The organism is Vibrio pelagius (assembly GCF_024347575.1).
Lineage (GTDB): Bacteria > Pseudomonadota > Gammaproteobacteria > Enterobacterales > Vibrionaceae > Vibrio > Vibrio pelagius.
Window position 1 is genome coordinate 2,201,370 of the sequence record NZ_AP025503.1, and the last position, 19,853, is coordinate 2,221,222.

General features: G+C 45.1%; 16 protein-coding genes and 2 tRNA genes. 12 read left to right on the forward strand and 6 right to left on the reverse strand.

Annotated elements, in window-relative coordinates; translation table 11 throughout:
• Position 1: 1 nt before the first annotated feature.
• From vsple_RS09495 to vsple_RS09510, 4 genes are all read left to right on the forward strand, one after another.
• Positions 2-229 carry a YejL family protein gene (locus vsple_RS09495; RefSeq protein WP_032551972.1) on the forward strand — a complete coding sequence of 76 codons (228 nt, stop codon included), beginning with the start codon at positions 2-4 and terminating at the stop codon, positions 227-229.
• A gap of 28 nt (positions 230-257) precedes the next feature.
• Positions 258-2,060, forward strand: coding sequence for a DUF3413 domain-containing protein (locus vsple_RS09500; protein WP_255230303.1), 1,803 nt, complete (start codon positions 258-260; stop codon positions 2,058-2,060).
• A 148-nt stretch (positions 2,061-2,208) separates the two neighbouring features.
• A tRNA-Ser gene (locus vsple_RS09505) sits at positions 2,209-2,299 on the forward strand.
• 277 nt (positions 2,300-2,576) lie between these two features.
• A tRNA-Ser gene (locus vsple_RS09510) sits at positions 2,577-2,667 on the forward strand.
• 57 nt (positions 2,668-2,724) lie between these two features.
• Here vsple_RS09510 and vsple_RS09515 read toward each other — a convergent pair.
• Positions 2,725-3,645, reverse strand: a complete 921-nt coding sequence (locus vsple_RS09515; protein ID WP_261881862.1) for a histone deacetylase family protein — start codon at positions 3,643-3,645, stop codon at positions 2,725-2,727.
• A 385-nt stretch (positions 3,646-4,030) separates the two neighbouring features.
• Here vsple_RS09515 and vsple_RS09520 point away from each other — a divergent pair, with 385 nt between their 5' ends.
• Positions 4,031-5,023 carry a DUF3080 domain-containing protein gene (locus vsple_RS09520; protein WP_261881863.1) on the forward strand — a complete coding sequence of 331 codons (993 nt, stop codon included), beginning with the start codon at positions 4,031-4,033 and terminating at the stop codon, positions 5,021-5,023.
• On the opposite strand, the gene vsple_RS09525 is transcribed toward vsple_RS09520, so the two are convergent.
• From vsple_RS09525 to vsple_RS09535, 3 genes are all read right to left on the reverse strand, one after another.
• Positions 5,020-6,975, reverse strand: coding sequence for a DNA topoisomerase III (locus vsple_RS09525; RefSeq protein ID WP_261881864.1), 1,956 nt, complete (start codon positions 6,973-6,975; stop codon positions 5,020-5,022). The genes vsple_RS09520 and vsple_RS09525 overlap by 4 nt on opposite strands.
• A gap of 93 nt (positions 6,976-7,068) precedes the next feature.
• A complete protein-coding gene (locus vsple_RS09530) occupies positions 7,069-7,617 on the reverse strand; it encodes an NAD(P)H nitroreductase (RefSeq protein ID WP_255230297.1) in 549 nt (182 codons plus the stop codon).
• Between the two features lie 251 nt (positions 7,618-7,868).
• Positions 7,869-9,878: an NADPH-dependent 2,4-dienoyl-CoA reductase gene (locus vsple_RS09535; protein WP_261881865.1), complete on the reverse strand. Its 2,010-nt coding sequence runs from the start codon at positions 9,876-9,878 to the stop codon at positions 7,869-7,871.
• 279 nt (positions 9,879-10,157) lie between these two features.
• Between vsple_RS09535 and sppA the strand changes: the two genes are divergently transcribed.
• From sppA to vsple_RS09550, 3 genes are all read left to right on the forward strand, one after another.
• Positions 10,158-12,008, forward strand: coding sequence for a signal peptide peptidase SppA (gene sppA, locus vsple_RS09540; RefSeq protein WP_261881866.1), 1,851 nt, complete (start codon positions 10,158-10,160; stop codon positions 12,006-12,008).
• 145 nt (positions 12,009-12,153) lie between these two features.
• Positions 12,154-13,170: an asparaginase gene (gene ansA / locus vsple_RS09545; protein ID WP_261881867.1), complete on the forward strand. Its 1,017-nt coding sequence runs from the start codon at positions 12,154-12,156 to the stop codon at positions 13,168-13,170.
• A gap of 145 nt (positions 13,171-13,315) precedes the next feature.
• Positions 13,316-14,520 (forward strand): IS3 family transposase gene (locus vsple_RS09550; RefSeq protein WP_261881532.1). Its coding sequence is split into 2 segments (ribosomal slippage): positions 13,316-13,685 and positions 13,685-14,520, totalling 1,206 coding nucleotides; the frame shifts between segments, so codons are not numbered across the junction.
• A 69-nt stretch (positions 14,521-14,589) separates the two neighbouring features.
• On the opposite strand, the gene vsple_RS09555 is transcribed toward vsple_RS09550, so the two are convergent.
• Entirely contained in the window at positions 14,590-14,871 is a 282-nt protein-coding gene (locus vsple_RS09555; RefSeq protein ID WP_255230293.1) for a YeaC family protein, read from the reverse strand.
• Between the two features lie 104 nt (positions 14,872-14,975).
• On the opposite strand from vsple_RS09555, the gene vsple_RS09560 reads away from it, so the two are divergent.
• Entirely contained in the window at positions 14,976-15,788 is an 813-nt protein-coding gene (locus vsple_RS09560; RefSeq protein ID WP_255230292.1) for a DUF2989 domain-containing protein, read from the forward strand.
• A gap of 143 nt (positions 15,789-15,931) precedes the next feature.
• Here vsple_RS09560 and msrB read toward each other — a convergent pair whose 3' ends face one another.
• Positions 15,932-16,330 carry a peptide-methionine (R)-S-oxide reductase MsrB gene (gene msrB, locus vsple_RS09565; RefSeq protein ID WP_261881868.1) on the reverse strand — a complete coding sequence of 133 codons (399 nt, stop codon included), beginning with the start codon at positions 16,328-16,330 and terminating at the stop codon, positions 15,932-15,934.
• A 358-nt stretch (positions 16,331-16,688) separates the two neighbouring features.
• Between msrB and gap the strand changes: the two genes are divergently transcribed.
• From gap to rlmA, 3 genes are all read left to right on the forward strand, one after another.
• A complete protein-coding gene (gene gap, locus vsple_RS09570) occupies positions 16,689-17,684 on the forward strand; it encodes a type I glyceraldehyde-3-phosphate dehydrogenase (RefSeq protein ID WP_261881869.1) in 996 nt (331 codons plus the stop codon).
• Between the two features lie 229 nt (positions 17,685-17,913).
• Complete coding sequence (locus tag vsple_RS09575; protein WP_261881870.1) at positions 17,914-18,798, forward strand: D-hexose-6-phosphate mutarotase; 885 nt, start codon at positions 17,914-17,916, stop codon at positions 18,796-18,798.
• Between the two features lie 178 nt (positions 18,799-18,976).
• Positions 18,977-19,792, forward strand: a complete 816-nt coding sequence (gene rlmA / locus vsple_RS09580; protein WP_261881871.1) for a 23S rRNA (guanine(745)-N(1))-methyltransferase — start codon at positions 18,977-18,979, stop codon at positions 19,790-19,792.
• Positions 19,793-19,853: the final 61 nt, after the last annotated feature.

The following is a 19,853-nucleotide window of genomic DNA, read 5'->3' on the forward strand; positions in this document are numbered from 1 at the left end:
TATGCCGATTATATCTAAATACACAGATGAACAAGTTGAAAACATCCTAGCTGAAGTAGGTGCTGTACTGTCTAAGCACAAAGCTTCACCAGAACTTTCACTGATGATCGCCGGAAATATCGCAACCAATGTCTTAAATCAGAACGTTGCTGCTTCACAACGCAAAGGAATTGCTGAAAAATTTGCCGAGGCACTAATCTCTTCGCTTGACGAAAAGAAGTCTCACTAAGATAGACTGACGGATAAAAGAATAATAAATGGTAGACAGCGCAAACTCATATAGCGATCGTGTATCTCGACTGGTTGGTTGGGGTCATTGGTTTGCATTTTTCAACATCATTGCTGCGATGTTGATCGGTACTCGTTATATCACTCAATCAGCTTGGCCAGAAACTCTACTGGGACAGTTCTATCTCGCCGTTTCTTGGGTTGGTCATTTCGGTTTTTTGGTGTTCGCGCTCTACCTATTGGTGCTGTTTCCCCTCACCTTTATATTGCCGTCAAGAAAGTTACTCCGACTTGTTGCCGTCTGCTTCGCAACAATCGGATTAACTGTCCTATTAATAGATACGCAAACCTATCAAAGCATTAACCTTCACCTGACACCTGTTGTTTGGGAGGTGCTATTTAGCGAAGAAGAGACTGCATTTAGCTCAGACTTACAGCACCTTTTCATCGTTATGCCGCTGATATTCATGCTTCAACTTGCTCTCTCTGAGTGGGTATGGCGTAAACAGCGCAAACTGTCACACAAACATGTCGGCCGTCCTATCGCCGCTGTGTTTTTCTTAAGCTTTATCAGTAGCCATCTGACCTACATCTGGGCGGATGCATACTTCTATAACCCGATTACCAGTCAAAAGGCCAACTTTCCGCTCTCCTACCCTATGACAGCCAAGAGCTTCATGGAGAAGCATGGACTTCTTGATCGTGAAGAGTACCTAGAGCGACGTGAAGCAAGTGCAGACAATGTCGATCTTGTTAGCTACCCACTGGAAAAAATTCAATACAACCGCCGCAGTGCTGACCTTAATATTCTGTTAGTCAGCGTCAACAACTTGCGTGCCGATGCCTTGAACAGCGAAGTGATGCCAAACAGCTTTGCATATGCCCAAGAAGGGATTAACTTCACCAATCATTACAGTTCAAGTAATGATATGTTCGGTATTTTTGGCTTGTTCTATGGGCTACCAAGCAGCTACTCAAGCAGTATTAAGTCACAAGGCTCTAACGCAGTCTTGCTCGATGTTCTAGAGCACCACAACTACAGCATTTCTGCCTTTAGTGGTGATCATTTCGAAGATGCGATGTTCTCAGAAATCATCTTCCGAGGTAGAAATGTCGAAGAGGGTAAAGCGACCCACGATGATCAAAGTGCCATCAACGCATGGGCGGAATGGGTGCAATCCCCTGAAGCTAACGCACCTTGGTTTAGCTTTATTGAACTGACGACACTCGACTATTTCACTAACTACGAGAGTGACAGCAATGAAACGCTGAGTGCTGTTGAGCGCTTCAGAGCAGACTATCAAAAGTCCGCAATGGCAGCCGACAATGAGCTACAAACGATTTACCAAACACTGGAAGAGTTATCACTGACTGAAAATACTGTTGTGATCATCACTTCCAACCACGGTACTGAGTTTAACGAGACGAAAACGAACAGTTGGGGTGCAAACTCAAACTACAGTCGTTATCAACTTCAAGTACCAATGTTTATGCACTGGCCAGGAAAATCAGCATCAGAGTATACTCACCGTTCTAGCCATTTAGACTTATCAGTGACTCTATTGCAGGATTTATTGGGCGTTTCGTCGAATCCAAACGATTTCAGTAGTGGTCGCAACCTATTTGACGAGAGAAAGCGTAAGTGGATTTTAGCTGGTGATTCTCGTGAACTTGCACTCATTACGACACAACAAACTACGGTTATCGACAAATTTGGTAACTACAAGCTTTACGACAAAGATTACAAGCGCCTGAAAGACGCTAGTCCTCGCTTGCCTGTGTTGATGCAAGGTTTGACTGAGCTACAACGTTTCTACACCAAGAACGACTAAAATGCCGTCAAATATAGGTTGACCAATGAAAGGGAAGCGAGCGCTTCCTTTTTTATTATCATTAACGTTTATAAAACGAGCATTCAAACAAAATAATGAAAATTAAGGGTTTACAAGCCCAAGGATGCCTTATATTATTCACCGCACTGGAGAGATGGCTGAGTGGTCGAAAGCACCGGTCTTGAAAACCGGCAACCGTTAATAGCGGTTCTAGGGTTCAAATCCCTATCTCTCCACCACATTCTAGAAGCCGCTGAGAAATCAGCGGCTTTTTTCGTTTCTACGCTATGAAACTCTCTTATCTATGACTCCCTACCCTCTTTCTACATTTAGAGACTCAGTGAGCTCGTGGAAAAAAATATTCACTCACCATTCACCACTCTTCAAGCCGACAAACTCATTTGGCCACGTTTTCAACAGTCAAACAAAAAAACAAGTATAAACGCTCATAAAGAAAGCAAACGCTCTTTGTAGGGGTTTACAACCGTCAATGTGCTTTATATTATACGCGCCATCGGAGGGATGGCTGAGTGGTCGAAAGCACCGGTCTTGAAAACCGGCAACCGTTAATAGCGGTTCTAGGGTTCAAATCCCTATCCCTCCACCACATTTGAATAAGCCGCTGAGAAATCAGCGGCTTTTTTCGTTTCTTTTGCAAGAGAATCTAGCTCATAACCTTGTATGCGGCGTTCAGCAGCTGCATGTGAATCGGCACTAAGTCTTGGTGCTGTGAACGATACCCGCCCCCGACAACACACGCGATAGGAATATCGTTACTTTTCGCCATTTCAAACATCAAACAATCGCGTTGATAGATACCGTCAGTCGATACGTTAAGATAGCCAAGTTCGTCATCGATATGAATATCAACGCCCGCATCGTAAATAATCAAATCTGGCTGATAGTGCATCAAAGCCATTTGCGTCACTTGTTCAAAACTTGCTAAAAACTCTGCGTCTTCGGTTTCGCGCGATAGAGGGACGTCAAAATCAGAGGATGGCTTGCGCGCTGGGAAGTTCTTATCGCAGTGAAAAGAGAGTGTCGCGATATCGGGCTCATTCTGACATAGAGTTGCAGTACCATCACCATGATGGACATCGCTGTCAACGATCAAAACTGTTTCGATATGTTCAAAGCTCAGCGCATGTTTCGCCGCTAAGACCAAATCGTTAAACAGACAAAAACCACTCCCAAAATCATGATGAGCATGATGATAACCACCGCTTAAATGAATGGCTATTCCGTGCTCAATCGCCATTTCCGCAGATAGAGATGTTCCACCAGCAGAACAGAGCGTTCGCTCAATAAGCTGCTCACTCCAAGGAAAACCTATACGACGCATCTTAGGAGCGGCTAGCTGACCACTAGTGAGCAAATCAACATACTCTGCACTATGAACGTGTTTTACCTGCTCTATTGATACAGGTTGCGGTTCAAACAGCTCAAAGGCTTGATGCCAATTAGAAAATTCTGCTCGTTTGGCCTCGACAGCCTGATAGAGAAGTCGATATTTATTAATTGGATAGCGATGCCCTTCAGGCAAAGGGAGCTGTGAATAGATTGGATGATAAATTAACGGGATCATAAAACGCTTCATTTTGATGGAGTCTCAAGATCATAACAGCCTCAGTCTTGGCGACAACCTCAATAAATGATACAACCGCAACAAATGATAATGGTTATCATTAATTTAATGAGGTGCTATTTTGAAAAACTTAATGTTATTAAGTGGAGTGATCTGTGGCTCTCTGGTCGCAGTAATGATATTCGCGACTATGTTGCTAACGAGTTGGTGGGTCGTTGATTTTCTACTGGGAAGCCATCAAACTTAATTTAACCTCTCTACAAGGACTTCTCATGAGCACCATCTTCATCACTAGCGCAAACCGCGACATCAAACTCAGCCTAACGAAACAATATTTATACCCTTTACACGACTTGTCGCTTGGTAAGCCGTTCTAGGAGCTAAGATGAGATTTCCTTCAACCCTCTATAAATCCGCTCTTTTAGGATCTTTGTGCCTGTTTCTCAGTGGGTGTTGGGATGAACAAGGCGATTTGTTTGACGAGTACCATAGTCGTGTCGCACGGGTTCAAGATGAAGACCGACTCTCAGAAGAGTGGGAATTTGAAGCTCTTCCAAGAAAACGCGAGCTGAATATCGACATTGAGCCGATTTCGATGGGGCTCTTGGATAGCTATCAACTCAGAGAGTGCGGGCTATTCAACTTGATCGCAGAACGTAACTCTGTACTAGGTAAAGTCGCTGACCAGTTTCGTAACTTTGACTATCAAGTTGCATTTCTCGACGGGCTATCCGAGTGCTTGAATCATCAAGGTATCTCGTCTGACGTCCACCAGCAGCTTGTCAAAATTGAGCAACAAAAGCGTGACCAACTCGCACTGCATCAATGGAATCTTCTCTATGCCAGTGATGCAATGCAGTCACAACTGCGTGGGAGCCAGTGGCTTAGCGAAGATGTTGGCCTAAAAGTTCAACGAGTCAGTGACGCGTTGGACTACCTCGACCAATTCTTCAATACGAGACTCACTTTAGGGTCAGTAACCGAAGTGCAAGAGACATTAGAGAAACAAGTTGTACTTGGCGATCTTCACTACTCTTTGAGCGCCGCGACATTCGAGCTCAATCAGATCACTCAACAACTCAAGGCATACGATCACAAAATCATATGTGGAAAGCAGCGAGATACTACCAAGTTTCGCCATCTCAATAACGTTTTCGAGCAGCAATTCATTGGGCTGGTTCAGCCCTACATGGCGCAGTTAGACGGTTACTACCAACAACTAAACCCGCATCTTTCATTGTTCGAGGCGCAACCACAGTTGCACTCTTACATATTTCCGTTAGTAGAAACTCACCGAGCATTCAGAGCCGCCACCCGTGAGCACGTAGATTACTGGAAAGCTCTGTTTGAGCGCTGCGGCCGCAAAGTAGGACGCTAGCTCGATGATCGCTTCTTGGTAAACTTCTTACGCCCACTAGCCTTACGCTTTTTGTAGGCCGGTCTTTCGACTTTCGGCAGGTGGCGCAGTGATTCTGGTACTTCAGATGTTTTCACATGATGCATAAGCCCAGATATTTTGTTTTCAAGATCAGACATGAAAGGCTGATACGCTTGATTTCGTTCCGCCATCCCTTGCAGTTGGTGTTCCCAGTGTGCGGTCATATCAGGGAAAGTCGACTCTTCCGGCAGAGCATGAATCAAACCTCGACCAGCAGCGCTGCTATGAATGCTCTTACCCTGGCGCGTCAATAATTGTCTTTTGAATAGCGTATCAAGGATGCCTGCGCGAGTTGCTTCAGTGCCCAGTCCATCGGTCTCTTTTAAGATCGATTTCAGATCTTTATTGGCAACGAAACGCGCAATACCTGTCATCGCCTGGAGAAGTGTTGCTTCTGTGAAGTGTTTGGGTGGTTCTGTTTTCTTGTCCCCAATCACGCCCTCTCGACAGGTCAATACGGTTCCTTCAGGCAACGGAGGTACGGTATCCGCAGTGTCACTCTTATCAGCCGAATCTGTTTTACCCATCAGTACTTTCCAGCCAGGGGTCACAAGCTGTCGACCTTTCGCGATAAACACGCCTCCGGCGATATCAAACACCAGCTTAGCCTCTGCATAAACGGCGTGTGGGTAAAACTGCATTAGATATTGACGAGCAATCTGTTGGTAGATCTTCATCTCATTACCAGAAAGGCCATTCACTGAAGATTTTTTCGGCGTTGGAATAATCGCATGGTGCGCATCAACCTTGCTGTCATTCCACGCTTTAGAACGCAGTGACAAATCAGCCCCCTGAGCACCTTGCTCAAGCTCTTTAGCGTTATTGGCGATTGCATCGACGACTGACTGCCTTTGTGAGTAGTGATCTTTTGGCAAATAGCGGCTATCTGAGCGCGGGTACGTGATCAGCTTGTGTTTCTCATACAGAGACTGACAAGTATCCAACACTTGTTGCGCACTCATGCCAAAACGTTTCGCAGCGTCAATCTGCAGTGCAGAGAGCGAATATGGAAGCGGGGCGGCTTGTTTGGTCTGTTTCTGCTCAGACTCCACCACTTTAGCGGGTTGATTCTGAATGCGACTGGCGACGTTCTCCACCAGTTTGCGATTGAGTACGCGCCCCTCTTCATCCTGCCAAGGTTTGCACGCTTCGCTCGGCTTCCAGCGAGCACGAATATCGAAGCTATCGCCGCCATTTTGATAAGGAATCAAGGCGTGCAGCGTGAAATAGTCTTTAGGGACGAAATTTTCAATCTCTTCATCGCGTCTTACCACCAATCCAAGTACCGGTGTCTGCACTCGCCCTACCGATAACACACCTTGGTATCCCGCTTTTTGTCCAAGTAACGTATAGGCACGAGTCATGTTCATGCCATATAGCCAGTCTGCTCGTGAACGTGCCAAAGCAGACACAGATAGAGGGATAAACTCTTTATTACTGCGCATCTGCCCTAACGCACGTTTGACAGCTGGCAAATTTAAGTCACTGATTAACAATCGCTGAATCGACTCTTTACGAGTTTTTGAAACTTTACAGTGGTCGATCACCTCATCGACTAGCAGCTGCCCTTCTCTATCAGGGTCTCCTGCGTGAACAATCTGTTTGGCATCTTTAAGTAGCTTGCGGATGACAGTTAACTGCTTGCTGGCGCTCTTTCTTGGTCTAAGTTGCCACTGTTCAGGCACGATCGGTAGGTCGACTAAGCTCCATTTCTTATATCGCTCTTCATAAGCATCAGGCTCAACTTGCTCCAAGAGGTGGCCTATACACCATGTCACTACATCGCCATTTCCACATTGAATGAAACCCTCACCTTTTTTTTGTGGGTTAGGCAAAGCAGCGGCGATAGCACGACCTAAGCTAGGTTTTTCAGCAATGATTAAGCGAGACATGATTTTCCAGAGATGACAAACAATTAGAGCCACATTATCTAATGTGGCTCTAATAAATCAAGATAAACTGTTTTTTTATACAGTAAAGAGTGGTTATAGATACTCAATAAATTGAGATAGGTTACGCTCTGGCACTTTCATTGGCGTGCAGCCTGGCGTGCCTAGATACAAGAAGCCAACAATTTCGTCTTCTCCTTCGAGGCCAAACGCCTGATGTACCTCAGGGTGGAACATCCATTTACCTGAGCGCCAGAAACCTTGAAAACCCTGCGCAACCGCAGCCATTTGCATCGCTTGAACAGCACAACCTGCAGAGAGATGCTGCTCTAATGCCGGTACTTTTTCGTGCTCAGTCACTTTTGCGATAACGGTAATCACCATAGGTGCACGAAAAGGGGCTTTTTTCACTTTTTCTATCACAGCTTCTTCGCTGTTATCGGCTTCTGCAGCTCGTACTAAAATATCAGAGAGCTTCTTCAGTCCTGATCCTTGAGCGATCACAAAGCGCCACGGGGTTAAAGCAGCATGGTCCGGTGCACGCAATCCCGCTTTAATGATGTTTTCTAGAGCAACACCTTCCGGGGCTGGCTCAGATAGCTTGGCGATAGAGCGTCTATTGAGCAACAGTTCCAAAGCATCCATTTGAAGTCCTTACTATTTTCTTATTTGTATCTTTGAACTGTAGCATAGATTACAAACGATAATAAGTCGCAACATCTGTAATAGAAAAGCCCTTAGAAGAACGCTCTAAGGGCTTTAAAAATTATTTAAGCGAGTCGACGAGTGCAACTTTGATGTTATACCAATCACAGTAAGTAAGTGATCAAAAATTCTAACGCAGTTATCGAGCGTTTTAACAAGCTAGGGTGAGCAATTATTTGCTACGATTGGTATTAAAGCTTAGTTGCGAGCTCAACACCTTGACGAATCGCTCGAACCGCATCCAATTCACCGGCGTAATCCGCACCACCAATCACATGTAATTTGTTGCCAAACTCTTGCCACATGTCTTCAAATGGTCGCACAGACACTTGACCCGCACAGATCACGACGGAATCTGCATCCAGTACTTTCGGCTCTTTGTTGACGGTAATATGCAGACCTTGGTCATCAATTTTTTCGTAGCTTACGCCGCCCAATAGATTCACACCACGCTTCTCAAGGGTACGCTTATGAATCCAACCGGTTGTCTTACCCGGACCTTTACCCACACGGCCTGCTTTACGCTGCATAACCCAAACGGTTTTCTCACTCATTGCATCTGGGTACGGGAATAAGCCTCCTGGGTGTTCCATGTTTTTATCAATGCCCCATTCATGTAGCCAATCATCTAAGCTGTGTGAAGCGGGTTCAGTGAGCATGGTCGCGACATCGACACCAATCCCACCAGCCCCAACGATCGCAACCTTTTCGCCTACCGGTGTCTTGTCACGAATCAAGGTCTGATAATCGACAACATTCTCGTGATCAATACCCTCAAGGTTCAGCTTTCTCGGCTCTACACCTGCCGCCATAACAACTTCATCGTACTTAAGCAGCATCTCGAACGTCGCTTCGGTGTCGAGTTTAAGGTTTACACCAGATGCGTCAACTTGATTGGCAAAGTAACGAATCGTCTCTCTAAACTCCTCTTTGCCTGGGATCTGCATCGCCAATCTGAACTGACCACCAATTCGGTCATTCTTCTCAATCAAATCAACTTTATGACCGCGCTGAGCCAGCGTCGTCGCACACGCCAAACCAGCAGGGCCGGCTCCTACTACGGCGATAGTTTTACTCACTTCAGTCGGTTGAACGACAAGCTCTGTCTCGTAACAGGCTCTCGGGTTGACCAGACAACTTGCTCGTTTACCCTTAAACACATTGTCCAAACACGCTTGGTTACAACCGATACAGGTATTAATGAACTGCGCTTGGTCTTGAGCAGCTTTATTGACAAAGTCTGGATCGGCTAAGAATGGTCGCGCCATCGACACCATATCCGCTTGTCCAGAACTTAAAATACGCTCTGCTTCTTCAGGCGTGTTGATGCGGTTACAAGTCACAACAGGGATAGAGACATAAGGTTTTACTTTTTCTGTTACCCAAGAGAACGCGCCGCGTGGTACTTGAGTTGCGATGGTTGGTACACGCGCTTCGTGCCAGCCGATCCCCGTGTTAATGATGGTGACGCCCGCCTCTTCAAGTTTTTGAGCCAATAGCACAACATCTTCGAAGGTACTGCCCTGCTCGACCAGATCCAGCATTGATAGGCGGAAGATAATGATGAATTCTTTGCCAACAGCTTCACGAATCGATTTCACAATCTCAAGCGGGAAACGCATGCGTTTTTCGTACGATCCCCCCCATTCGTCGTAACGCATGTTGGTGCGCTTACAGATAAATTGGTTAATCAAGTAGCCTTCAGATCCCATAATTTCAATGCCATCGTAGCCTGCTACTTGCGCAAGCTCCGCGCTATTAGCAAAGGCATTAATCGTCTTCTTGATTTGACGAGGGCTCATTTCGCTCGGTGCGAACTTAGAGATAGGCGCCTTGATTCCTGAAGCACTTTGCGCGAATGGGTGCATAGCGTAACGACCCGCGTGCAGAAGTTGCAGAGCAATCTTACCGCCGTGTTTGTGTACGGCTTGCGTGACGACTTGGTGTGCCTTCGCATGTTTTACTTTGCTGAATTCAGCACTGAAGGGATGCAGTCTGCCACGCAAATTTGGAGAAAAGCCGCCCGTGACGATAAGACCGACGCCGCCTCGCGCTCGCTCTTCATAAAACGCAGCCAACTTGTGCAGCCCTTCTTTATTTTCTTCAAGGCCTGTATGCATTGATCCCATCAATACACGATTTCGTAACTGAGTAAATCCAAGATCTAGAGGTTCTAATAAATGTGGGTACATGGCAGACATCACTTCTGTTATTTATCCTTGTGGTCTGACCACAGTATAGTGCACAAACCAAAATTTCAAACAACCGTTTACATTTTTGTAACACCGATCATAGTGCAGAGTGTATTAATCACTCAACAGTTCCTAATATGACTACACTTAATGAGAATATGTATCGATTAACAAATAGTTCATCTAGTTTGGAACTTTGAATTAACGTAGGATACTAACCAGTTAATATTATTGAGATAAATAGTCCTACTGCTTATTTAAGTGTGGTGTTCTCGCCGTGGAGAAATAATGAAAAAAATAGCCAAATTTATCGGTATGATCTTTAAAGGGGTATGGAAGCTGATCACCTTTGTACGTGTTGCAGTGATCAATCTGTTCTTTTTATTGAGTATCGCCCTCATCTACTTTGTGTATTTCCAGACGGACAACACACAGCCTACGGTTCCACAACAATCGGCACTAGTGCTTAACCTATCTGGTCCGATTGTCGAACAGAGCCGTTACATCAATCCAATGGACTCAGTGACTGGCTCTTTGCTGGGTAAAGATTTGCCAAAAGAGAACGTGCTTTTTGATATCGTTGATACCATTCGTTATGCAAAAGATGACGAGAACATTACCGGAATCGTATTAGCACTGGGTGAGTTACCGGAAACCAATCTCACTAAGCTTCGCTACATTGCAAAAGCGCTGAATGAGTTTAAAGCGACTGGAAAGCCCATCTACGCCATTGGTGATTTCTACAATCAAAGTCAATACTACCTAGCAAGCTACGCCAATAAGATCTTCATGTCACCGGACGGTGGCGTGTTACTGAAAGGCTATAGCGCGTACTCGCTGTACTACAAAACACTATTAGAAAAACTCGATGTGAACACACATGTCTTCCGAGTGGGCACTTATAAATCGGCAATTGAGCCGTTTATACGTGACGATATGTCCAAAGAAGCAAAACAGTCAGTGTCTCGTTGGTTGGGGCAACTTTGGGGAGCTTATGTCGATGATGTTTCAAATAATCGCCAGATTGAGTCTGCAACTCTAAATCCGAGCATGGAAACTTTCTTGTCCGAGCTTGAGTCTGTAGACGGTGACATCGCTCAGCTTGCGAAAAAACTCGGTTTAGTTGACCAATTATCGACTCGTCAAGAGGTTCGCTTGGAACTAGCCGACACCTTCGGTAGCGATGGTAAAGACAGCTACAATGCGCTGAGCTACTATGATTACCGAGCAACCATGCAACCAGATTTACCAACCTCAACGGATGACATTGCTGTTGTTATCGCAAGTGGCGCGATCATGGATGGTAAGCAACCTCGCGGCACAGTCGGTGGGGACACTACTGCCGCACTACTTCGCCAAGCTCGTAACGATGACCAAGTCAAAGCGGTTGTTCTGCGTGTGGATAGCCCAGGTGGCAGTGCGTTCGCTTCTGAAGTGATTCGCAATGAAATCGTTGCTTTGAAAGAAGTAGGCAAGCCTGTAGTAGTGTCGATGTCTAGCCTAGCAGCCTCTGGCGGTTACTGGATCTCGATGAGTGCCGACAAAATCATGGCACAACCCACAACTCTCACGGGTTCTATCGGAATTTTCAGCGTGATCACGACCTTTGAAAAAGGCTTGAATGACATGGGTGTTTACACCGATGGTGTCGGTACTACTCCCTTCTCTGGTCTAGGCATAACCACCGGGCTAACGGAGGGTGCCAAAGATGCGTTTCAAATGGGCATCGAACACGGTTATCAACGCTTTATAGGCTTGGTTGGCTCAAACCGTGGCATGGATATAGAGAGCGTAGATAAGGTTGCTCAAGGTCGAGTGTGGACTGGCCAAGATGCTCTACAGTACGGTTTGATCGATGAAATCGGTGATTTCGACGACGCTATCGCCGCCGCTGGAACACTTGCAGAACTTGAAGAGTACAACGTTTACTGGGTTGAAGAGCCGCTTTCAGCAACTGAGCAGTTTATTCAGGAGTTCATGAACCAAGTTCAGATCTCTTTAGGACTTGATATCCAGAGTCTTATCCCAAGTGGTTTAAAGCCAGTTACTCAACAATTGGCGCAAGATAGCCAACTTTTAAGTCACTTTAATGATCCTCAAGGCCGCTATGCATTCTGCTTGAATTGCCAAGTACAGTAAGCGTCTCTTCTTGCTTTGACCCGTCCTGATATGGGTTGACACTTTTCTGTAAAGAGGCACCTCTGTGTGGGGTGCCTCTTTTTATTGCCAGATTATCCGCTATAATCGCGTCCCTGTTCCCTACAAACAAAAAGTAACAATCGCTATGGAAAGAAAACATATCTATATTGCGTACACTGGTGGCACCATCGGTATGCAGAAATCGCATGACCACGGCTATGTTCCAGTGGCGGGTTTTATGGACAAGCAGCTAGCAAGCATGCCTGAGTTCCACCGCCCAGAGATGCCTGAGTATACGATTCATGAATACTCTCCGCTGATGGACTCTTCAGACATGACGCCACTAGATTGGCAGACCATTGCTGATGACATCCGCGCTAACTACGATAAGTACGACGGCTTTGTTATTTTGCACGGCACAGACACCATGGCTTACACGGCCTCGGCACTCTCTTTCATGCTAGAGAACCTTGGCAAGCCCGTGATTGTCACAGGCTCGCAGATTCCTCTTGCCGAGCTACGTTCAGATGGTCAAGCAAACCTACTGAACGCACTGCACATTGCGGCTAACTATCCGATCAATGAAGTGACACTGTTCTTCAATAACAAATTGATGCGTGGTAACCGTAGTACCAAATCACACGCTGATGGTTTCAATGCATTTACCTCACCAAACCTAAATCCACTGCTTGAAGCGGGTATCAATATCCAACTAAGCAACAATGTAGTGGTTGATCAGAAGCCAAAGGGCGAATTCAAGGTACACAACATTACACCTCAACCAATTGGTGTGATTACTATGTACCCAGGAATTTCTCACGAAGTGATTCGAAACACCCTGCTTCAACCTGTAAATGCGATGATCTTGCTGACATTTGGTGTCGGTAATGCGCCACAAAACCCAGAACTGCTGCAACATCTCAAAGATGCCTCTGAACGTGGTGTCATTGTCGTTAACCTGACTCAATGTCTTGCAGGTAAAGTGAACATGGGTGGTTACGCAACTGGCTGCGCCCTTGCAGATGCCGGTGTAGTGAGTGGTTACGACATGACCCCTGAAGCAGCGTTAGCGAAACTGCACTTTTTACTCAGCCAAGACCTAAGCTACGAGCAAGTAAAAGAAAAAATGCAGCAAATTCTGCGTGGTGAAATGAGTCTGTAACCGAAGATGTCTTTGGATAGATAACACGCTGAAAATCAAAATGAGGACAACAAAAAGGGGCGGCTCAATACCACCCCTTTTTTTACTTTAGATGACCCGTCCTAAATAAGGTTGACACTCCCCAAGCAGAAAATTGGAGAGTGTTATGAAATCAATAACTAGACGAACTCAATGTGATTACTCCCTCGCTTTTAAATTGGATGTTGTTGATCAAGTCGAGCGAGGTGAACTGACTTACAAACAAGCACAAGACAAGTACGGCATACAAGGTTGTTCTACAGTATTAGTGTGGCTCCGAAAGCACGGTCGACTTGATTGGTCTGGGGGCACACCTCGATTCATGAAGAAAGGTTTACCTATGTCTGAATTCAATTCACCACCTACACCAGAGCAACGTATCAAAGAGTTAGAAAAGAAACTCGAGGATACCAAACTGAGGGCCGACTTCTTTGAAGAAGTAGTAAAAGTTATGGAACGAGACCATGGTGTCCGCGTCGTAAAAAAGCACAAAGGTGCGTCGTCCAAGAGCAAAACATAGCTCAGCTCACGGTGACTAGATTTTGCCAAATCATCAATATATCTAGGCAAGCATATTATAAACAGTGTCTTATTGACGATCGTAACAGGCAGCGTGACAAAGCTCTTCTGAGCTTTGTTCGTGAAACTCGCATCAAACAGGCTCGAATAGGAACGAGAAAGCTTAAGTACATGATGGAAAAAGCTGGAATGAAAGTAGGTCGGGATTATCTATTTTCTCTGCTTAAACATCATCGGCTGCTTGTGAAGGTTAAACGTGCTTACCATCGAACAACGGATAGCCATCATAGGTTTTACTGCCACCCAAATAAAATAAAGGATGGCTTTAAGCCCGAAAGACCGGAACAGTTGTGGGTTGCTGATATTACTTACCTTCCAACCTATGAGGGAAACAGTTACGTCAGTCTTATCACTGATGCCTATTCCAGAAAGATCGTCGGATACAGCGTGGATGACAACATGCAGACGAAGGCCGTAAAACAAGCTTTTATAAGAGCTTTGAGAGAACGTCGAAATCAGGAAAGCTTAATCCATCACTCAGATAGAGGCTCACAGTACTGTTCAAAGGAGTACCAAGACTTACACTCTAGGCACAAGATCGTGTGTTCCATGACTGATGGATATGACTGCTATCAAAATGCCTTGGCAGAGAGAGTAAATGGTATTTTGAAAATGGAATACTTGTTGAAGAAACCTAAAGATGTTGCTCAGGCGAGAAAAATGGTCGCCGAGTCAGTAGAAATCTATAATCAGATGAGGCCACATACGGCCTTAAAATACAAAACGCCCGATGAAGTACATCGAGCGTTTTGACTAAAAAGTGTCAACCCATATCAGGACGGGTCAAGATCTTGAACTATGTGATATTGTCACAACAATGGCTTAGTGATTAGGATTTACCCTAACAATATCTTCTTGATCTGAAGTAAATTGTTTCTTAAGTTCCGCTTTCGACTTAAAGCTAATGTCACCACCAGCAGCAACTGTCATATGCTGGGCGTCAACATTATGCTTTGACTGGTAAAGCATAACAGCTTGCATACAAGAATCACGCTGCTCTTGCGTTAATGCCGTACCCTCGGGCCACTTTCCCGTCTCTACTGCATACGTTAGGCGCTCATAGACCTCTGGGGTCATTGCGTTAAGAAGTTGTTCTGCATCCATGATAAAGCCTTAGTATTAACAATTTTCACCAGAAAATAACCTGTCGTGAAATGGAGTCAAGCGGAGCACTGAAAATAAGTGTATTCGATCACAAGTGAAGGTATATGAGAATTTTTAAATGGCTACTCGCCACTGCCCCTCTGGCCCTAACGGGGTGCTTCGAGGGAAACAAAAATACAGAGCAGCTATGTGAAGCTCACTCAGAACTGCGTTGCGCTGACCTGAATATGAACGACGGCCAGTGCAGAGTGGCACGTACCGACCTCATCTGGCACCGCTTCGAAATATTGAAACAACCTACCGAGCACAATAAGATCACAGAGTATGGTCTGGTTGCCGAGTACAAGAAGTGTCTTGAACTGGCTTCTCAAATTGAAACCATAGATCAAACCTTACTCAAGCAGCGACGCTTCTCAGCACTGATGCACAGCATCGAAGAAGAAGAGCGAATCCTTGGGGAGCTTTTGGGCTCCAATGAACCTGAAACTCTCTACTTCCTATGGTCACAAACTGGCAATATCAACGCACGTCGTAGCTTCCTGCAGTTAGAAGGCAGTGACGCACTCAACACAGCGGAAATGCAATACGCATTAGCAACCTTCTACACTACACGTGATCACAAGAAAACCATCAAACTACTCAATAACGCACTCACACTCTCAAACGGTGCAACCGTCAATACCGAAATATTTAAATCCCTAGCGAGTATCAATCACAGCTTAGGTAATATGGAAAAAGCGTATCTATGGGCGATGGTTGCCAAACAATTCGATGTTCCAATTGCCTCGGAGCCAGAGTTGAGAGTCCTGTATCCCTTCTCAAATGATGTTTACAACAAGCTACAAGATGATGCTGACTATATCGTAGAGGCCATTGAAGATGGACGATACCAAGCGTCACTCGTCTCTCACCGATAGCGATACTTTTAAAATAGCCAAACAAAAACAGCTACCCTTTTCGGTAGCTGTTTTTTATTCCTTTGAGAGAAGCAACTCGCAATTCGTTACTTTACTTTGTCGCGGCATCACTACATATGAAAGCTTTTGACAATAGATGTCGATTATTCTGTAGTTTTGTCATTTTTGTTGAAAATTAACGACACAGAATTTACACAAAAACGTTCTCCAGTGGTTTTAGGACCATCCGGAAAAACGTGACCTAGGTGGCTATCACAAGCCGCACAACGAATCTCAATACGTTTCATTCCGTGACTTAGATCTTCTAAATAACGGATTACCTTATCATTAATAGGGGCATCGAAACTTGGCCAACCACAGCCAGAATCATATTTGTTCTCAGACACAAACAGTGGGGCTTCACAACAAGTACAACTGTAAACCCCAGTATCATGATTGTGTAACAGCTTACCGGTAAAAGGAGGCTCTGTTCCACGTAGACGACACACCTGGTACTCTTCATCAGTTAGGTGTTCACGCCAGTATTCATCGGGCTTCGTCATATTTTCTCCCCCTTCATTCACGTTAATATCTCTCCACATTCTCTTTTATTATATTTACTTTTTTCCATAAATACTTGCATCTAGCAGGATTTGTAGCACATACTTTCTCACCGAGATACATTGTACATATACACTCATAAGTGAATCGTCATTTAGAGGTATTTTACCCAACTGGAAGGGTACAGAACCACTAGCAATGGTCAAATTTCAACCACTTACACCCAATTGTTAAGAAAAGCGTCGCTTTTTTTTGACATTAAACAAGTTAAGTCGGATTATCTATTGCAGATTTAGACTGGATTCTGTAATTTTACTACCAGTTATCTTTAATCAGAAATTAAGTTGTGGAGCAACTACAATGACTATCAAAGTAGGTATTAACGGTTTTGGCCGTATCGGTCGTTTCGTATTTCGTGCATCTGTTGAGCGCGCTGACATCGAAGTAGTAGGTATTAACGACCTTATCGACGTAGAGTACATGGCATACATGCTTAAGTACGACTCAACTCACGGTCGTTTCAACGGTACTGTTGAAGTTAAAGACGGTAACCTAATCGTTAACGGTAAAACAGTTCGCGTAACTGCTGAGCGTAACCCAGCTGACCTTAAGTGGGACGAAATCGGTGTTGACGTTGTAGCTGAAGCAACTGGTATCTTCCTAACTGACGAAACTGCTCGTCAGCACATCACTGCTGGTGCGAAGAAAGTTGTTCTAACTGGTCCTTCTAAAGACGCAACTCCAATGTTCGTTATGGGCGTTAACCAAGACACTTACGCTGGTCAAGACATCGTTTCTAACGCTTCTTGTACTACTAACTGTCTTGCTCCAATCGCTAAAGTTCTTAACGACAAGTGGGGCATCGAGTCTGGTCTAATGACTACAGTTCACGCTACTACAGCAACTCAAAAAACTGTAGATGGTCCTTCTGCTAAAGACTGGCGCGGTGGCCGTGGTGCTTCTCAAAACATCATCCCATCTTCAACTGGTGCTGCTAAAGCTGTAGGCGTTGTTCTTCCAGAACTAAACGGCCTTCTAACTGGTATGGCTTTCCGTGTACCAACTGCTAACGTTTCTGTAGTTGACCTAACTGTTAACCTAAAAGAAGCTGCATCTTACGAAGCAATCTGTGCTGCGATGAAAGAAGCTTCTGAAGGCGAAATGGCTGGCGTTCTAGGTTACACTGAAGACCAAGTTGTTTCTCAAGACTTCATCGGTGAAGTTAACACTTCAGTATTCGACGCTAAAGCTGGTGTTGCTCTAACTGACAAATTCGTTAAAGTTGTATCTTGGTACGACAACGAAATCGGTTACTCAAACAAAGTTCTAGACCTAATCGCTCACATCTCTAAGTAATTATTACTTAGATAGCGTTTAGCTAGACTGTCTTTGAGAAAAGACTGAAAAGAAAAGGCGGCTCTAGAGTCGCCTTTTTTGTACCCGCGATTTATCAAACGCCGCAGCCCCGATAAAATGAAAGGTAACAAGCGGCACGAGATTCAATTCAAATACGTGAGCTCCCCAACCCTCTGTTTCATGCTCATCTCGAATTTGAATTCAATTATCCCTTAAGAAGGATTATGTAATGGATTTATCAACTCTCCCTGCTTTAGCCGTGCTTTCAGACAACGTAACAATTGTTGAATATCAAGACGTAAAACTGGTGCGCGTTATTCACGAGAAAGCGAACGCTGCGATCTCTCTGTTTGGTGGGCATGTTGTTTCTTATCAACCACAAGGGCAACAAGATCTCATTTGGATGAGTCAACAGGCGAAATTTGATGGTAAAACGGCTCTGCGTGGCGGCATTCCAGTATGTTGGCCTTGGTTTGGTCGTATTGCCGCACCTGCACATGGTTTCGCTCGCAACAGTGAATGGCAACTCATTGAGCACCGTGAAAGCGAAGTAGGTGTTATCGTAAGCCTAGGCTTGAGCGCTAATGACGACACGCTTGCCGTATGGCCACACCGCTTTGATGCACGCCTTAATGTCGAGATCGGTGATGAGTTGAAAGTAACACTAGAGGTGACAAACACTGATTCTCAGCCTTGGAAGTGCTCTGGTGCGCTACATACATACCTTAACATTGGCGATATTCACCAAGCTAAAACAACCGGGATGGGCTCTGAGTACATTGATAGCCTACAAGATGGCAAAGTATGCCAAGGTGGTGATGAGCTTGTACTCACTGATACTATTGACCGTGTTTACACGCAGCCAGAAACCGTTATTTCTGTCGCTGATGCGAAACTTGCGCGCACACTGACTGTTGAAAACCAAGGCCATAACTCTGCGGTATTATGGAACCCGTGGGCAGAAGGCGCTGCAGCTATGGGCGACATGCAAGACGACGGCTATCTAACCATGCTATGTGTTGAGTCGACCCTACATGCTCCGAGCATCGAACAAGGCAAAGAGCTTCAGCCCGGTGAGAGCCACCAATTGATGACAATTATCGCAGCAAAATAATTCCCCTATATGGGCTTACTGGCTATCTCTCTGTTATACACAGCTCACGAGCTAAATAGTAGCTCGACTTATTCCATAAGCCCTATCAAGAGCCGTACTGCACGGCTCTTTTTATTTCGCCTAATGCGACATTTTTGATAAACTCGCTGCCCACTTTACTAGCCGCACAGAGAGCGTCATGAACTACCAGTGCCCTTTATGTCACCAATCTCTCACTCAAGTTGATCGAACTTTCAAGTGTGAGAACAACCACCAATTTGATCTTGCCAAAGAGGGTTACGTCAACTTGATGCCAGCCCACCACAAGCGCTCAAAAGATCCAGGTGACAATAAAGAGATGATGCAAGCTCGTCGCCGATTCTTAGAAGGTGACCACTACAACCCAATGCGCCAAGCTGTGGTTGCTCTGTGTGAAAATGTATTACCAGTGGAAAACCCAAATCTATTGGATATTGGCTGTGGTGAAGGCTACTACACCAATGAAATCGCTCTTAAACTCGCGCAGCGTGATCCAAGCATTTACGGCTTAGACATCTCTAAGATTGCTATCCGTTATGCCGCTAAGCGCTACCCAGCGGTTAACTTTTCAGTAGCATCGAGCCATAGACTACCTTTCGCTAACAACTGCTTAGACGCCGTTCTACGCATCTATGCGCCTTGCAAGGCAGAAGAGTTACAACGAACATTGAAAGAGCAAGGTGTGGTAATTACAGTGACGCCTGCTGGCCGCCACCTGTATCAACTGCGTGATGCGATCTATGATGGCGTACGACTGCATGACGAAACACCAGAAATCATCGAAGGATTTACCCTAGAGAGCCAACAGCACCTAAACTACATGATGGAGCTTTCAGGTTCGGATGCCTTTGACCTGCTTCAAATGACCCCGTTCGCTTGGAAGGCAACAGAATCATTTAAGCAAGAGTTGATGCAAAGTGATAGCTACCTGTGCGAGGCCGATTTCATGCTAAGAGTTTATCGTAAACAGAGCTAGTTGATATTAATTATCGTTTGCATTGAATTCTCTGTGAGCCTCATTTAGTATGCTTACTCTT

What these genes read in the sequence shown, in the direction of transcription:
- vsple_RS09495 (WP_032551972.1), top strand. Translation starts at nt 2, where the DNA reads ATGCCGATTATATCTAAATACACAGATGAACAAGTTGAAAACATCCTA.
- vsple_RS09500 (WP_255230303.1), top strand. Translation starts at nt 258, where the DNA reads ATGGTAGACAGCGCAAACTCATATAGCGATCGTGTATCTCGACTGGTT.
- vsple_RS09515 (WP_261881862.1), bottom strand. Translation starts at nt 3,645, where the DNA reads ATGATCCCGTTAATTTATCATCCAATCTATTCACAGCTCCCTTTGCCT.
- vsple_RS09520 (WP_261881863.1), top strand. Translation starts at nt 4,031, where the DNA reads ATGAGATTTCCTTCAACCCTCTATAAATCCGCTCTTTTAGGATCTTTG.
- vsple_RS09525 (WP_261881864.1), bottom strand. Translation starts at nt 6,975, where the DNA reads ATGTCTCGCTTAATCATTGCTGAAAAACCTAGCTTAGGTCGTGCTATC.
- vsple_RS09530 (WP_255230297.1), bottom strand. Translation starts at nt 7,617, where the DNA reads ATGGATGCTTTGGAACTGTTGCTCAATAGACGCTCTATCGCCAAGCTA.
- vsple_RS09535 (WP_261881865.1), bottom strand. Translation starts at nt 9,878, where the DNA reads ATGTCTGCCATGTACCCACATTTATTAGAACCTCTAGATCTTGGATTT.
- sppA (WP_261881866.1), top strand. Translation starts at nt 10,158, where the DNA reads ATGAAAAAAATAGCCAAATTTATCGGTATGATCTTTAAAGGGGTATGG.
- ansA (WP_261881867.1), top strand. Translation starts at nt 12,154, where the DNA reads ATGGAAAGAAAACATATCTATATTGCGTACACTGGTGGCACCATCGGT.
- vsple_RS09555 (WP_255230293.1), bottom strand. Translation starts at nt 14,871, where the DNA reads ATGGATGCAGAACAACTTCTTAACGCAATGACCCCAGAGGTCTATGAG.
- vsple_RS09560 (WP_255230292.1), top strand. Translation starts at nt 14,976, where the DNA reads ATGAGAATTTTTAAATGGCTACTCGCCACTGCCCCTCTGGCCCTAACG.
- msrB (WP_261881868.1), bottom strand. Translation starts at nt 16,330, where the DNA reads ATGACGAAGCCCGATGAATACTGGCGTGAACACCTAACTGATGAAGAG.
- gap (WP_261881869.1), top strand. Translation starts at nt 16,689, where the DNA reads ATGACTATCAAAGTAGGTATTAACGGTTTTGGCCGTATCGGTCGTTTC.
- vsple_RS09575 (WP_261881870.1), top strand. Translation starts at nt 17,914, where the DNA reads ATGGATTTATCAACTCTCCCTGCTTTAGCCGTGCTTTCAGACAACGTA.
- rlmA (WP_261881871.1), top strand. Translation starts at nt 18,977, where the DNA reads ATGAACTACCAGTGCCCTTTATGTCACCAATCTCTCACTCAAGTTGAT.